The organism is Sphaerisporangium perillae (assembly GCF_023276435.1).
GTDB classification, from domain to species: domain Bacteria; phylum Actinomycetota; class Actinomycetes; order Streptosporangiales; family Streptosporangiaceae; genus Sphaerisporangium; species Sphaerisporangium perillae.
The window spans coordinates 75,065-89,812 of the sequence record NZ_JALLPO010000002.1 but is presented as its reverse complement, the minus strand read 5'-3'; the positions used below and the strand labels follow the sequence as shown (position 1 = coordinate 89,812).

Annotated in this window: 9 protein-coding genes; 4 read left to right on the top strand and 5 right to left on the bottom strand. The window is 71.1% G+C overall.

Translation table 11 applies throughout. The annotated features are described in order from the left end of the window. Positions 1 to 52: 52 nt before the first annotated feature. Positions 53 to 334 carry a helix-turn-helix domain-containing protein gene (locus MYF83_RS02385; protein ID WP_248958467.1) on the top strand — a complete coding sequence of 94 codons (282 nt, stop codon included), beginning with the start codon at positions 53 to 55 and terminating at the stop codon, positions 332 to 334. A gap of 71 nt (positions 335 to 405) precedes the next feature. Here the strand turns inward: MYF83_RS02385 and MYF83_RS02380 are convergent, their stop codons facing one another. Continuing rightward, positions 406 to 648 carry a hypothetical protein gene (locus MYF83_RS02380; protein ID WP_248958466.1) on the bottom strand — a complete coding sequence of 81 codons (243 nt, stop codon included), beginning with the start codon at positions 646 to 648 and terminating at the stop codon, positions 406 to 408. Between the two features lie 1,272 nt (positions 649 to 1,920). On the opposite strand from MYF83_RS02380, the gene MYF83_RS02375 reads away from it, so the two are divergent. After that, positions 1,921 to 2,484 carry a dihydrofolate reductase family protein gene (locus MYF83_RS02375; protein WP_248958465.1) on the top strand — a complete coding sequence of 188 codons (564 nt, stop codon included), beginning with the start codon at positions 1,921 to 1,923 and terminating at the stop codon, positions 2,482 to 2,484. 346 nt (positions 2,485 to 2,830) lie between these two features. On the opposite strand, the gene MYF83_RS02370 is transcribed toward MYF83_RS02375, so the two are convergent. After that, a complete protein-coding gene (locus MYF83_RS02370; RefSeq protein WP_248958464.1) occupies positions 2,831 to 3,838 on the bottom strand; it encodes an RNA polymerase subunit sigma-70 in 1,008 nt (335 codons plus the stop codon). Positions 3,839 to 4,155: 317 nt separating this feature from the next. Further along, entirely contained in the window at positions 4,156 to 4,332 is a 177-nt protein-coding gene (locus tag MYF83_RS02365) for a hypothetical protein (protein ID WP_248958463.1), read from the bottom strand. Positions 4,333 to 4,407: 75 nt separating this feature from the next. Here MYF83_RS02365 and MYF83_RS02360 point away from each other — a divergent pair, with 75 nt between their 5' ends. Further along, positions 4,408 to 5,235 (top strand): tyrosine-type recombinase/integrase, encoded by an 828-nt coding sequence (locus tag MYF83_RS02360; RefSeq protein ID WP_248958462.1) that lies wholly within the window; start codon positions 4,408 to 4,410, stop codon positions 5,233 to 5,235. A 164-nt stretch (positions 5,236 to 5,399) separates the two neighbouring features. On the opposite strand, the gene MYF83_RS02355 is transcribed toward MYF83_RS02360, so the two are convergent. Continuing rightward, positions 5,400 to 9,593 (bottom strand): NACHT and WD repeat domain-containing protein, encoded by a 4,194-nt coding sequence (locus MYF83_RS02355; protein WP_248958461.1) that lies wholly within the window; start codon positions 9,591 to 9,593, stop codon positions 5,400 to 5,402. Between the two features lie 40 nt (positions 9,594 to 9,633). On the opposite strand from MYF83_RS02355, the gene MYF83_RS02350 reads away from it, so the two are divergent. Then, entirely contained in the window at positions 9,634 to 13,485 is a 3,852-nt protein-coding gene (locus MYF83_RS02350) for an nSTAND1 domain-containing NTPase (protein ID WP_248958460.1), read from the top strand. A gap of 423 nt (positions 13,486 to 13,908) precedes the next feature. Here the strand turns inward: MYF83_RS02350 and MYF83_RS02345 are convergent, their stop codons facing one another. After that, complete coding sequence (locus tag MYF83_RS02345) at positions 13,909 to 14,514, bottom strand: LysE family translocator (protein ID WP_248958459.1); 606 nt, start codon at positions 14,512 to 14,514, stop codon at positions 13,909 to 13,911. Positions 14,515 to 14,748: the final 234 nt, after the last annotated feature.

The window sequence follows — 14,748 nt, the reverse complement described above, 5'->3', positions numbered from 1 at the left end:
CCATGACCTCCAATAACTATACCGGTATTATTATCACGGTACTATGGACGGCATGGTGCGCATCCCCTTGACCGGACCCGAACGCCGGCGCGGCGAGCAGCTCGGCTCCCTGCTCCGCCAGGCACGCGGCGAGCGGCCCATGGCCGAGGTCGCCATCGCGGCCGGGATCTCCGCCGAAACGCTGCGGAAGATCGAGACCGGCAGGATCCCGACGCCCGCCTTCTTCACCGTCTCCGCCCTGGCCAAGGCCCTCGGCATCTCCCTGGACGCCCTGGCGGCCACCTGCGCCGAGCACGCCACCCCAGCCCGGCCCCCCGGCAGACTCGCCGGCTGACCCCCGCCGTGCCGTGAGGTCGCTAGGTGAGCGCCAACACCACGTTCGCCGCGCGACGGACGGCGCTTGCGTCAGTCAGCGACCGGCTCCGATGACTGGACCGAGCGCTTGTCCTTGGCCGGCACGGCGCCGAGATACTGGCACAGCGGGTCGTCGAGCTGCACCCCCCGCATGACGAATCCGCCGCCGTGGAAGTTGACGTGCACCGGCGGGCTCGGGTCCTGGCCGGCGGGACGGTAGACGACCGCCCGTGCCGGCGCGATCGACGTCGGGATCGTGATGCCCTGCGTGTCCCCGGGAAACTCCGGGAACACGACCCCCTTGCGCCGGTGACCGCGCCCAAGGCGACCGTGGTGAGGCCCTGCATCACCCGCGCCACGGCGACGGCGACAGGGGGTGCCAAGAACCGACATATCCGTCCTCCATCGATGTCGTACTCGAGGCCTGCGCATGCCGGGCCGGCGTCCACCGCGAAAGTGCTCTGCAAGAGTGACACCGTCCCTCCCTGCAGGGAGGGGTCCCCGTAGTACTCGCCGAAAATCGGGCGGATATGGCTGGGTAGGCTTCTGAGCTGGGAATCTGTGGGTCTGGCGGGAGGTCGTTCTTGGCGACGCAGATGCCGCAGGTACTTGCGGCGGTGCGGTTCGCCGGTGGCACCGCCTCGGCCGGGTTGCTGGAGGCGTTGGAGAACCTGCGCGAGCTCAACGCCACCGGCGCTCGCCGGGTCCCAGCCGATGCCCCGGACGGGTTCGTGCCCGCGCGGTGGCGCGGCTACCTCGAGACCGCGGCGAAGTCTGGCAACACCAGCGCCTACCGGCACTACTGGGAGCTGTGCACCCTGCTGGCGCTGCGCGATGGGCTGCGCAGCGGGGACGTGTTCGTGCCGGGCTCGCGTCGTTACTCCGACCCGGCCGCCTACCTGCTCACACCGGACAAGTGGGTCGACCAGCGCGCGGAGTTCTGCCAGCTGGTCGGCAAACCCGCCGACCCCGACCGCGCGCTGGCTGCGGCCGCCGACGAGCGCAGAACGCGCTCGCCGCAGCGCTCAAGGAGTACGGGGCATTGCGGCGCACCATCTACGCCGCCCGATACCTCGCCGACCCGGCCTAGAGGTAGGTACTCGCGGATCTTGCCGGGCACGTGCGGCCGCTGGTTGCCGAGCGAGATGCCCAGCGTCGGGAACTGGTTGGCGATCTCCAGCGCGGTGAGGGGGCCTGGCTGGCGCTATAGCTGTGTGATCAGGCGTTCGGGGACCCAGATCGCTCACACTCCTGCTCGCGCAGCGAGCGCGTCGAGCGCTACCGCAACGCCTCTGCGAAAGTGGACAGCCTCTGTTGCAGGTGGCCGTGGAAGGCCTTCCCGTCCGGGCAGACGGCAGCAGCGGTCGGGGAGAGCTGGCCATGGGTGCGCCGCTGCCCGTACGAGGGTGAAGTCGAGATCCGGGTGGGTAGTGCTCGAGCCCAGCCGAGTACGCCGTGCCGAGTCCGGAACGCGAGGACTACCTGCGGACGCAGATCGCGCACCGATTAGGTTTCCGCGCCGTGCCCGTCTGTACGTGTGAGATCGACTCACGAGAGGCTGGCACGATGCGGAAACTGATCTTCGGCATGAGCCTGAGCCTGGACGGCTACATCGCCGCGCCCGGCGACGACCTCGGCTGGAGCGTACCGAGCGACGAGCTGTTCCAGTGGTGGTCCGACCGGGTGGGGGCGACCGGCCTGGCGCTGTACGGGCGCAAACTGTGGGAGACGATGAGCTCCCACTGGCCGACCGCCGACCAGCAGCCCGGCGCTACCCCGGCGGAGATCGAGTACGCCCGCCGCTGGCGGGACATGCCGAAGGTGGTGTTCTCTTCGACGACCAGCACGGTCGACTGGAACACCCGCCTGGTCACCGGCGACGCGGTCGCCGAGATCACCCGGCTCAAGGCCGAGGACGGCGGCCCGATGGACATCGGCGGCGCCACGCTCGCCGGGGCGGCCATGCGGGCCGGGCTGATCGACGAGTACGTGCTGGTCACCCACCCGGTCCTGGTGGGCGGCGGCACGCCGTTCTTCACGGCCCTGGACAGCTGGGTGAACCTGAACCTGGTGGAGACGCGGACGTTTCCCGGCGGCGTGGTGCTGACCCGATACGAGACGAGGCGATGAGCACGGGCCAGATGCTCGGCTCGTGAGGCCAGATCCTGGGCTCGTGAGGCCAGGTCGAAATCCTTCCTGGCGTGCTCACCGTGACCCTCGGCTATGAGGGAACCTTCCCCGGGCCCTTCCTTGCGTTCCGAGTGAGCTGTTGACCGACTTGCTGGAGATGAGGGCAACGGCATCGTTGATTGTGACGATGTTCTTCGGGCATGAAGATGCCCCGCCGGCAACGCCGGCGGGGCGGTGGTGTTCGCGTTGTCGCGTTGGTGTTCAGCTGGTCGGGGTGCTCATTCCGCGGTGACTTCGGTGACGGCGGCCCGTGCGCCGGACTCGTCGACGATGGGGACTCCTCTGATTACAGTGTCGGGGGCAGGCCCAGCCATGGTTTGTCGGTGGCGTCGAATCCGGTGAGCTCGGCGACCTTCCCGTCGACGATGTGCAGGACCGCGATGGTAAATAGCCGGTACTCCGGGTCGTCGGGGGTGCGGAGGTACAGCGCGGCGGCAGGCATGCGGTTGACCGTCGTGGTGATACAGCGCCAGTCGTCGTGGCCGCGCTGGAAGAGCCCACCGGAGACCCAGCCGTCCACCGCGTCCTTGGCCGTGATGACCGAGGTTCCCGGCTCGGGCAGCATCGCGAAGCGCAGGTCGTCGCGCAGCAGGGACATCAGCCCGTCCAGGTCGTTGCGCTCATGGGCGTCGATATACGACTTCACCACGCCCCGCTCGTCATTCGACAGCTCGTGGGTGGCGGGGCTCCGCCAGTCGAGGCGGCGGTCGGGCAGCTGCTCGCGCATCGTCACACGCGCCCGCTGCAGTGCGCTGGTCACCGATGCGACGGTCAGCTCGAGGGCGTCGGCGGCCTTCGACGCCGGCCAGCCGAGGACGTCGCGCAGGATGAACACCGCCCGCTGCCGCGGCGGCAGGTGCTGGACGGCGACGATGAACGCCAGCTCGATCGTCTCCCGCGCCACCACCGATTCCTGCGGGTCCTCGGGGAGCATCCGGTCGGGGTAGGGCTGCAGGTACAGCACCTCGGAGCCGGGGTCCGGCAGCTCGGACGGTACGGGTGTGCGGTCGTTGCGCTTCTCCAGGAAGTCGAGGCAGGCGTTCGTCGCGATTCGGTACAGCCAGGTCCGCAGGGCCGCGTGGCCCTTGAACGACTCCCGCTTGTTCCACGCTCGCAGGAACGTCTCCTGCGTCAGGTCCTGGGCATCCTCGTAGTTCGCGAGCATCCGGTAGCAGTGCACCTGCAGCTCACGCCGGTGGCGCTCCGTGATGAGTGCGAACCGCGCCGTGTCGCCTGAGCGGACCGCCGCGAGGAACGTGGCCTCGTCGGCGCCCAGCGGTCTGGTGTCGGTCATGGTCATCAATCCTTCCACCGGTGCGAGGGCTAACAGAACTGACGACGTGGCGGAGGATTTCTGATCGGTGAAGCCGCTGACACCGGGCCGTTCGCCAGGCCGGATGGGTCGGGGTCGATCCAGGGAACGTGTTCCGGGTCGGGCACACCCTCGATGTCGAGGTGGGGCCAGCACGGCTAAGCGTTGTTTCTCGGCGCCTGCTACTTAGGGGCCGCATCGGCGCGCCTCCGACCGCGATGACAAACCAGACGCCGCCTCGGCGAGGTCAGGCACCCGCGCGGCCTCGCTGAGGTCGGACAGGACGCCTAACCGACGGTTCAGACCAGCGGTGGCGCGGTCACAGCGTCGCGCTGAGCTTGGAGTTGCTTCATGTCGGTGGCATCCGACCGGCGGAGAACAAAGATCTTCGCCAGCGCGATGAGGCTGGGGCCGGTGAGGAGCGCTGCCAGCCACAGCTGTCCGTTGACGCCGACGACAACTGCGCCGGTGAGCATGCCGATCGCGATGGCGACGGAGCCGCAGGTCCGTGCCCCGGTCGTCCTCGTCTTCGGACCGCGTTCACCGGGATCGTGCACCTCGGCGAGCTCGCCAGCGTCGGCCGAGACCAGCTGCACACCAACATCCGCGGCGCGTGGGGCGGCGCGGCGCCGTCGACGTTCAACGCCAAGCGGGCTGCCGTCGCCTCCGCCCTGGCCTACTTCCACGACCAAGGCTGGATCGGCGACCCGGCCGCGGTACTGCACGGCCTGGACCGAGAGCACCAGCCCAGGCCGGACGACACCCGCGTCCGCAGTCGCGAGCGGATCGACCGGCTCATCGCCGACAAACGCCGCCCGCTGGAAGACCGGACGCTGTGGGCGATGCTCTACTCCACCGCCGCCCGCGCCGAGGAAGTCCTGCGCCTGAACGTCGAAGACCTCGACCGCGCCAACCGCCGCGCACGCACCATCCGCAAAGGCGGCAAAACCGACGAGCTGCTCTACGACATCCGCACCGCCCGGATGCTCGGCCAGCTCCTCGGCCGCCGCACCCGCGGGCCGATCTTCCTGTCCGCGCGCATCGCCCCTGACGACGGCACCGCGCCCGTACGTGACGTCGACCCGGCCGGCCGCCGCCGGCGCATGACCTACCGCACCGCCGAACGCCACCTCGGCGCCGCCACCGACGGCTGGAATCTGCACGACCTGCGCCACTCCCGACTCACCCACGCCGGCGAGGACGGCGCCACCGAAGCCGACCTGATGAACCTCTCCGGCCACGAAGACCGCCGCACCCTCCAGCGCTACCTCAAGCCCAGCAAAGAAGGCACCCAGCGCCGACTCGACGGCATCGAGGCCCAGCACGGTACCTGGACACCCAGCGCCGACGAACTCGCAGACCGCATGACCACCCGGTGATCGTGCCGCCTGCCCGGTCGGATCATCGCTGGTCAGCGCCATATCCGCCCGATTTTCGGCGAGTACTACGGGGACCCCTAGCAGGGGACTCGCCCGAGGCGGGGCGATGTTGGGCAGGTACCGGGCGGGGATCCCTTGACCCTCGAGCAAGGATCACGCTTGGGTCATCCGCCGATGCCGCAGAGGTCGCGATAGGGCAGGTCCGGCAGGTATCGGTCCCACTCGGTGGTGGTCAAGGATCGCCCCGCCGCCGCGCACACGCCTGCCGCCGGGTCGCCCGTGAGTCCCGAGACGTCCCACGTCTTGATGGTGCCGTCGGCGCTGCCCGCCGCCAGCCGGGCGCCGTCCCCGGTGAAGGTGAGGGCGGTGATCTCGGTTCCGGCAAGGGAAGCTCCCAGTTGGGTCCGCGAGGCCATGTCCCACAGCCGGGTGGTGCCGTCGCCGCTCGCCGTGGCGAGGGTGCCGCCGTCGGGGCTGACGGCGAGCGCTGAGATGGCGGCGGTGTGTCCGGTGAATGCGCCGTCGCGTGCCCGGCCGGTGGTCGTATCCCAGGTTCGGGCCAGGTTTTTCACCGCAATCACGGCGTCTCCGCCGGGGGCGAGTGCCATGGCGCCGGTGAGGTAGTCGCCGACGGCGACCGGGGGTACGGCCTCACTGCGGGCGGCGGTGTCCCAGACGCGCAGGGTCTGGTCGGAGGCCAAGCTCACCAGCGACGCCCCGTCCCGGGTGAAGGCCATGGCCCGGACGGCGTCCCGGTGTCCTTCCAACGGGCCGCCCAGTTGCCGGCCGGTCGCGGGGTCCCACAGCCTGATGTGGTTCTGGTCGGCGATGGCGACGAATGTCCCCGGCGGCCCGATGGCGATCGCGTCCGCCGCCTGGGCGAAGGTGCCGACCCGGCGGGGTGGGCGGGAGGCGAGGTCCCACAGTTCGCTGTGCTCGTCGCCGCCGACGGCGGCCAGGTGCCCGCTGGCGGCGAAGGTGGTCCCGTCGATCCAGGTCACCGCGCTGGACGGGGTGCCCGGCGTCCACATGCCTACGCGCTCTCGCTGGCCCGCGAGCAACGTGTCGTCCGCGGCCGGGGCCAGTCGGTCGACCTGCTGGGGCAGCTTCACGGCGGCGGACTCCCGCAGCAGCCGGAGGTCCCAGGCGCGGGTCCGGTCACCGGCTGCGGCCAGCATGTTCCCTCGCGGGTCGAAGGCCACATGGTCGGCCAGGTCGGCGAGCTGGCTGATCAGCGGGGTGCCCGTGCTCGTCTCCCAGAGGCGTACGGTCCCGTCCTGTGAGGTGCTGGCCAACGTACGGCCGTCGGAGCTGAAAGCCAGCGCCGTGACCGCTGCGGTGTGTCCCCGCAGGGGCGTGCCCTCGGCCTTGCCCGTGGCGACCCGCCGCAGCTGGACTGCGCCATCGGAGAGCCCGATGGCCAGCAGATCGCCGTCCGGGCTGAACGCGAGCGCCCCGGCGCCGGCGACGGGCAGCTTTCGGGCGGTGGGGGTGTCCTCGCCGACGTTCCACACCTGTATGAAGGAGGCGTGTTGTGCGGTGGTGGCCAGCATGCGTCCGCTCGGATGGTAGGCGAGCAGGTCGAGCGTGGCCAGGTCAGGGTCGCGGTGGACGAACTGCGGGGATTTCTCGTCGAAGTCGGAGAACTGCATCAGGCGCCGTCCGCCGGTCCGGTTCCAGATGCCGACACTGCCGTCGTTGATCGCGACCTTGGTCCCCTCGGGGCTGAAGGCCAGCGCCTTGATCACGAAATGCAGTGCCTCCAGTTCGGACACCTGGCGGCCGGTGCCGAGGTCCCAGACGAGCACCTGCCCTTCGGCGCCGGTGGCGAGGTACCTGCCGTCCGTGCTGAACGCCATGGCGTCCAGTGCGCTGCCGTGCGGGGTCCGGAGCGTGCGCACCGTCCGGCCGGTGAGCAGTTCCCGGACACCGACCACGCCCGGCCCCGCCGACTCGGCCACGATCGGTGTGCCTCCGTCGAAGCCCAGCGCCACCGTGCTGCCCGCCGCCGTAGGGGCCGCTCGGATGGCGGGTCGCGCCTGGGCCTGGCGCAGGTTGACCCGGGCCTCCGGCAGGCCGGGGGAGATTTCGGTGGCGGCCAGCGCGAGCAGTCGGGCGAGCACGGGGTCGCGTTCGCCCATGACCTGGCTGTCGGCGATGAGCTGCCGGGCGACGGCCAGATCGCGCTGGCGCACGGTGCGTTGGTTGGCTTGGACCAACGCGACGGCGGCCCCGGTGGTTAGGGTGAGCAGGATCGCCAGCGCCGCGGTGACGGTGCGGCGGACCCGGACACCCCGGCGCTCCTGCCGGTACGCCGCTTGCAGGAACTCCTGCTCCAGCGGATCGCTCACCGCCATTTCCTTTGCCGCCTGCAGTCGCCCGCTCCGATACAACAAGGCGGCGTCACGCCCGGCGGCGGCCCATTCGCGGGCGTGCTCAGTGAGCCGGAGGCGGGCCACGCGGTCGGCTTGATCCTCCTGGCTCCAGGTGCGCAGGCGGGGCCAGGCCCGCAGCAGCGTGTCGTGCGCGATCGTGACACTGTCGTGTTCCAGTACGATCAGGCGGCTGGCCACGAAGGGCGAGACGATCGCGTCGGTGTCGGGGCCGAGCGCGTTCCGTATGGTCAGGAGGTCGGTGGGCCTGCGCACCAGTTCGCCGTCGATGGTGACCAGGGTGAGCGCTCGCATGAGCGGCCGGACCATCTGCGCCTGCTGCCCGTTCAGCGTGTCGTAGGCCTCCTCCGCGCTTCTCCGCACGGCGTCGCGCACGCCGCCGGCGCTCTCGTACGCCCGCACCGTCAGGACCGAGCCCTCCCGCGCTTCCCAGGTGCGCAACATGGCCTGGGACAGCAGCGGCAACACGCCTTCCTCGGGCGTGCCTATGGTGACCCGGCCGGCGCCGAGGTCGCGCAGCACCGCCTCCACCAGTCCATCCGCCACGCTGAGGCCGGCCACGGCGGCCGGGCCCGTGATGGCGGCGGCCAGGTCCGCCTCGGTCATGGGGGTAACGACGAACTGGCCGTCTTGGATAGCGGCCGCCAGTTCCGGATGTTCGGCGCATCTCGCCCACATGTCGCCGCGTACGCCGATGACCACTATGGCCTCACCGCTGTTGGCGAGGGCGTCGAGGGCGGTCACGTACGCGGCTCGCTGATCCGCCGAGGCCAGTGTGAACACCTCCTCGAACTGGTCGGCGACCAGGACGAGCCGGTGCTTGTTCCCGTCCATGCCAAGGCGTTCTGCATGGCCCGCCACGGCCTGCCGTACCAGGAGGGGAGCCTGGGCGGGGTCGGCGATGAGGGCTCGGTGCGCGGCCGGCGCCGTACCGGGAGAGTGCAGCACGGCCAGGCGTAGTGCCAGCTCGCGCAGCGGCTCCGCCGTGGGCGTGAGCACCATGGTCGGCCAGTGCACGGCGCCGGGCACCGGCAGCGTGCCCCGGGACAGGGCCGGCAGCAGGCCCGCGCGCAGCAGGGAGGACTTTCCCGCCCCCGAGGCCCCCGAGACGATGAGCGGTGAAGGGATCGCGAGCCGGTCGGCGACCGCCGCGCACAGGTCGCCGGTCAACGCCTCGCGGCCGTGGAAGTAGGCCGCGTGCGTCTCGTCGAAGGGGTAGAGCCCGCGGTACGGGGATGTCTCGGGAGCGGGCAGGGCCAGCCGCCCGCCCTTTCTGGTGCGCTGCTCCAGGTCGGCGGCCAGCTCGTACAGGCCGGAGAGCAGGGCGTAGTGGTGGCGGCGCTGGTCCTGCTCGTGGCGGAGCATGATGGTGCTCTGATGCTGCTCGGTCCTGATCGCCGCCATGTCCGCGGCGATGCGCCGTGACTCCTGGTGGATGCTACCCAGCAGGAAGGCGAATTCCTGGAATTCCCGTTCCAGCCCGGCGAAGGCGCCGACGACTGCGCCGACGACGTCCTTGGAGTGTGTGCGCAGTGCCTCGTCCACCGCTGCCGCGACCATGTCGACGCGCCCGATGATCTCGGCCAGTTCGGCTCGGACCTCGCGCGCGATGGCGTCCTGGCCCTGGAGCGCCGCCAGCAACTCGGCGGCCAGTTCAGCGGTGACGGCGTCCGGCGATTCCGCGGGCCGGGCGCGCAAGCGTTCCGCCGTACGCTCCAGCAGCCCCGACAGGTAGTTGCCGCCCATTCCGCTCAGCAGCCCGGTGACGGCCGGGAGCAAGGCGCCGCCCGGCGTGAGGATGTCGGTGAACGCGGCGGCGGCGAGCAGGGCGAGCAGGGTGTTGGGGGTCATCGCCCGCAGCTTCTCCCCGCCCCCGCGAGCAGCCGAGACGACCCAGCGCGCTGCGGCGCGGCCCATGCGCTCGCGCCCGTCGTCGCCGGATCCGCTGATGTTCATTGCCGACATTGTCATTTATTCCTCGGGGAATATTCGCCACAATCACCGCATGAGCTCGGACCGGTTCGAGGACGGGAATGCGCCAGCGCACGAGGACCGGCTTCGCCGCCGCATGGGCAGGGCCGCCGCACACCACATCACCTCGGCCGGGACGCGGCTCACCCAGATGGCGCCGAACACCATCTTGGCTCTGCTGGCCGCCTCCGCATGCACTGAGCTGGTGTTCTCCGACACGCCCGAGGCCGTCGGCCAGGCCACGACCGGCCTGCTCGCGGGCATGGGCGGGAACTACCTGGCGGCGATCACCGAGCGCACCGCCGCCCGGCTGCGCCGGCAACGCCGTCTCGACGGCCCGGCCCTGACCGCCGCCCTGGCCCAGGCGATCGAGCGCGATCTGCGTAGTCCCGCGATGGGCGAGAACGTCAGCACCGAACTGGCCGCAGTCCTGAGGCAACTCGACCTGGCTCAGGAGACGCTCACCGGGCTGGTGGCGGCCGGGTCGGCGCGCGTCACCGAGGAGACCCTGGCGGCCTTCGACACGATCCGCACCGAACACGCGGAGTTCGGCTTCCTGCTGACCGAGCTCACCCAGGCAAGCGCGCGCGCCACTGCGGAGCTCACCCACCTCCGCCAGGCCCAAGACGATCAGCGGCGGGAGCTGGAGCGGGACGAGAGCGAACGCTGGACGCAGGCACGCCTTCTCGGACAGGTACATGACCTGGTTGCCGGCATGGCGGCCGAGCAGCCAGAGCCGCGTGCCGTCACCGGCGCCGGCCAGGCCCCTTACCTGGGGCCACGCACTTTCACCGAAGCCGACGAAGTGCTTTTCCACGGCCGGGAACCTGTCGTGGCCGCCCTTGCCGAACGGCTCGGCGACCAGGGGATCCTGGTGGTCACCGGTCCGTCCAAGTCGGGCAAGACCTCGCTGCTGCGAGCCGGGCTTCTGCCCTCACTATCCGCTTCCTGGCACACCGCCTCGGCCGCCCCGCTGGACGAGCTGGCCCTCGCGATCGCCCGCCTGAACGGGGAACGTGACGCGGTGACGATACGGGCCGAACTGGCCGCCCACCCGGAGGGCGCCCCACTGCTGATCCCCCCGGGAACCGCCCCGGTGCTCGTCGCCGACCAGGTCGAACAAGTCCTGGACGCCGAGGCTCCGCTCCGCGACGCCTACTGCTCCGCGCTGACCGCGCTGTCCGAGCGGGCCATGGTGATCGTCTGCGTCCGGCAGGACGCCCTCGACAGGCTCGGGCTGGACACGGCCGAACAGTTCGCAGTTCCGCCGATGACCGAGTCGGAACTGGCCCGCGCCATCCACGCTCCCGCGGCGGCGTACGGCTCGACGGTTCAGCCCGGGCTGACCGACCTGGTGCTGCGCGACCTGCGTTCGGGCGGCGGGTACGGTCCCCTCGCACCGGCCTGGCTGTCCAGGGCGATGCTGAGCACCTGGCAGGCAGGGCTGAACATCCGAGCGTACGGCGGCAGCGGGGGAGTCCCCGCCCTCATCGCCGCGGCGGCCGAAGCCCTCTACACCTCTCTCGACCCAGAGTCCCAGGAGGCCGCGGCGGCCCTGTTCTCCCGCGAGGACCTGACCCCGGCCACGCCGCGGGAGCAGGCGGTGCTGGAGGCATACGCCGAGGCCGCGGTCGTCGTCCTGGGCGGCGGCGCCAACCCGGAGCTGGCGCACGACAGCCTGCCCGAGACCTGGCCACGCCTGCGTGAGTGGCGCACTCCGCGAATCGTCCGCCTGGCTCCCGTCCCGCCGCGCAGGCGTCCGTGGCTCGCCGCCGCAGCGGTCGCGGCGGCGGCCGTGCTGACCGCGTCCGTCGTGCTCTTCTCCACCGACTCCTACCGCCAGGTCGCGGATCTGGCCCAGCGGGTGGAAGGCGTCTTCCCTGGGAATCCCGCGCTGGCCCGTCTGCTGGCGGTGGCGGCCCACCGCCAGGCGCCGGACTCGCCCGAGGCGACGGCCACGCTCAAGAGCATGCTGATGAACCCCCTGCTCACCGTACTGCCTGGCCAGGGCAGCCCGCTGGCCTTCACCCGCGACGGCCGCACCCTGGCCATCGGGGACGACAAGGGCCGCGTCCAGCGCCGTAGGTTCCCCACGGGGGAGATCCTGGGACCGCCGCTGGCTGGTCCGCTGGGTGAGGGCACCTTGCTGGCCTTCTCCCCGGACGGCACCAGACTCGCGCTGTCGGTCCGCACCGACGACGACCAACCGGCCGACCTGCGGGTCTGGGACCTGGCCACCGGCCGGCCCGTCACCCCCCGGCTGACCGGTATCGACGTCCCCACCTGGCTGGCCTTCGACTCCGGCGGCTCGGTTCTGACCGCGTCGGACCATCTCGCCAGGCGGTACAGCTGGCGCGTCCCGGCCGGAACCCGGTTGCCCGGAGGCCCCGGCGGTCTGAAAGCCACCAACCTGTACGGTGAGCTCGACCCCACCGGAATCCACTTCGCCGCGTTCAACCGAAAGGGACCGGAGGCGTGGCTGTGGACCAACGGCGGCGAGCCGGTCAGCATCACCCGCGATCTCCCGATCGAGGCCGTCGAGTTCAGCAGAGACGGACGGCTGCTGGCGGCCGCCGAAGCCGACCGCGTCGAGGTCCTGTCCATCGGCACCCCAGTTTCCCCGGTCGGCCAGATGGGCGCTTTCCCCGTCGATCTGAACCCGGACATCAACAACCCGGACGCCGCCAAGCCCATGGCTTTCTCGCCCGACGGAACCATCCTCGCCGTCGGCGGTGAGGACCAGGTGCGCCTGCTGGACCTGCGCGTCTCGCGCTTCGCGACCTCCGCGTTCACGCTGCTGACTCCCGGCGGGGGAGACATCACGACGCTGGCCTTCGCCCCGGACGGCCAGACCCTGGCCACCGCCGACACGAGTGGAGACGTCCGAGTCTGGTCGATGGCCCGGCTCATGCCGGACCTGTCCGTCGGTCTCTCCGACGTCGTCCCGTCCGTGGCCTTGAGCCCCGACGGCAGCACGATCGCCACCAGTGAGGATTCGCTGGACTTCCCTCAAGTCCTGCTCTGGGACGCCACCACGGGCGAACAGCGCGGCGCGGCCTTCGCAGGCCGCGCCGCGGTCACCTTCCTGTCCGACCAGGCGCTCCTGACTGACGCCGGAGACGCCCCCGTCCAGTGGGACATCGTCACCCACGCGGCCGTACGGCGGTTCGAGGGCGACTTCTCCGCATCCGACCCGCTGATCGTCAGCCCCAACGGCCACCTGCTCGCGACGTCCGACGAAAACGGCCTGGCCCAGCTGTGGGACATGGGCACCGGCCGGCGTCTGGGCGGACCGCTCCCGGCCAAGGACCGCATCGGCGGCCTGTCCTTCAGCCCCGACAGCCGTCTGCTGGCCACCGGTGGAGACCGACTGCGCCTATGGGACACGGCGACCCGCACGGCCTTGCCGCTTTCCTTCTTCCTGGAGGGCCTGCCCGCCGTCGGCCACCACGTGACCTTCAGCCCTGACGGTCGGCTCCTGGCGAGCGCGGAGGACGACGGCATCCAGCTCTGGGACTCGGCTACCGGTGCCCCCTATGGCGTACCGATGTCCTCCCGGAACTCGATCGCAGGCCTGTCCTTCACCCCCGATGGCGGCACCCTGATCTCGATCGGCGGCAATGCCACCAGGTTGTGGGACGTGGCTACCCAGCGCCCCCTGGGTGACCCGCTGACCGCGCACAACTCCGCGCTGACCGATCTGGCGGTCAGTCGCGACGGCCGGACGTTCGTCACGGGCGCGACCGACTTCAGCGCCAGCGTCTGGAGGCTGCCCGATCTGTCCGGTGACCTCGCCCGGGAGGTCTGCGCCATGGCAGGCCGCGATCTGACAGCGGCCGAGTGGGCCACGCACCTGCCCGATACGGCGTATCGGCGCGTGTGCTAGCTAGGCCGGGTGCAGAACGCCCCGCCTTCGCCGTGCCGGGTCACTCACCGATCTCCCGGTAGATCTGGGGCGGCCTGGGCGTAGGCGGTGATGGCTCAAAGCGCATATTCGCCCGATTTTCGGCCAGTTCTACGGCGACCCCAGGGAGGGGGCGTCAGGCGAGCTCCTCACTCGCCCGGTGCCGCCCGAGCCTGCTGAAGCCGTCCCGCCCGCTCGGGGGAGCGACCCGGCGAAAGCGAGGGAGCAGCACACAAGTCGCCGACGGACACGAGTCGCCGACCGGCGCCGAGCACACGCCGAGCACACGCCGATCACCCCAGGGCCACAGCGGCCGGAAAGCGGGAGGGCGACTCCGGTGAAAATCGATGACAGCGCACCAGGTCTTGGCCGTCCGGCTCGGAGCCCGGTCCGGGAAAACAGGCTCTAGTCGGCGGCCAGCGCCAAGCGCAGGCCGAAGGCGACCAGTACCGCCCCGGTGAGCCGGTCCATCGCCCGGCGTACCCCCGCCCTGCCGAGCACGCCCCGCGCCAGCTCCGTCCCGGCGATCAGCATCCCGAACCACACCATGCCCTCGAGGTTGTGCACCAGCGCCAGCAGCAGGCCCGCCGGGAGATGCGGGACGTCCTGCGGGATGAACTGCGGCAGCAGCGCCACATAGAACACCCCGATCTTCGGGTTGAGCAGATTGGTGACCACCCCTCGCAGCCACGCCCGGCCCACGCCGCCCTGCGCCCGCGCCGGACCACCCGCCTGCCGTCCGTCCCCGTCCTCGTAGCCGCCCCGGCCCCGCCGGGCCCGCCACACCATCAAGACCCCCGTCCCCACCATGTACGCCGCACCCGCGTAGCGCAGCAGGGTGTACGCCGCATGTGAGGCCGTCAGCAACGCGGAGACCCCCACCGCCGCCCCGGCCCCCCAGACCAGCACCCCGGTGTTCACCCCCAGCGCCGTCGCCACCGCATGCCGCCGGCCACCCGACACCGCCGCACGCAGCACGAGCGCCGTGTCCAACCCCGGCACAATCGTCATCAACCCAGCAACCATCGCGAACGACGCAATCGACGAGAGCACCCGCCTATCGTCCACCCCCACCCGCCACCGACACGACCCGCCCCCGCACGAAGAGCCACCCGCCACCATTCGCCGGCCACCACCGCACAACGAGCCACCAGGGCGGTGGTGACTCGCCGGCCACCGGCCCGCTCACACGAAGAACCACCCCGCGACCACACGCCGGGCCGCCACCACGCGCAGAGCCGTCCA

What these genes read in the sequence shown, in the direction of transcription:
- MYF83_RS02385 (WP_248958467.1), top strand. Translation starts at nt 53, where the DNA reads ATGGTGCGCATCCCCTTGACCGGACCCGAACGCCGGCGCGGCGAGCAG.
- MYF83_RS02365 (WP_248958463.1), bottom strand. Translation starts at nt 4,332, where the DNA reads ATGCTCACCGGCGCAGTTGTCGTCGGCGTCAACGGACAGCTGTGGCTG.
- MYF83_RS02345 (WP_248958459.1), bottom strand. Translation starts at nt 14,514, where the DNA reads ATGACGATTGTGCCGGGGTTGGACACGGCGCTCGTGCTGCGTGCGGCG.
- MYF83_RS02375 (WP_248958465.1), top strand. Translation starts at nt 1,921, where the DNA reads ATGCGGAAACTGATCTTCGGCATGAGCCTGAGCCTGGACGGCTACATC.
- MYF83_RS02370 (WP_248958464.1), bottom strand. Translation starts at nt 3,838, where the DNA reads ATGACCGACACCAGACCGCTGGGCGCCGACGAGGCCACGTTCCTCGCG.
- MYF83_RS02350 (WP_248958460.1), top strand. Translation starts at nt 9,634, where the DNA reads ATGAGCTCGGACCGGTTCGAGGACGGGAATGCGCCAGCGCACGAGGAC.
- MYF83_RS02355 (WP_248958461.1), bottom strand. Translation starts at nt 9,593, where the DNA reads ATGTCGGCAATGAACATCAGCGGATCCGGCGACGACGGGCGCGAGCGC.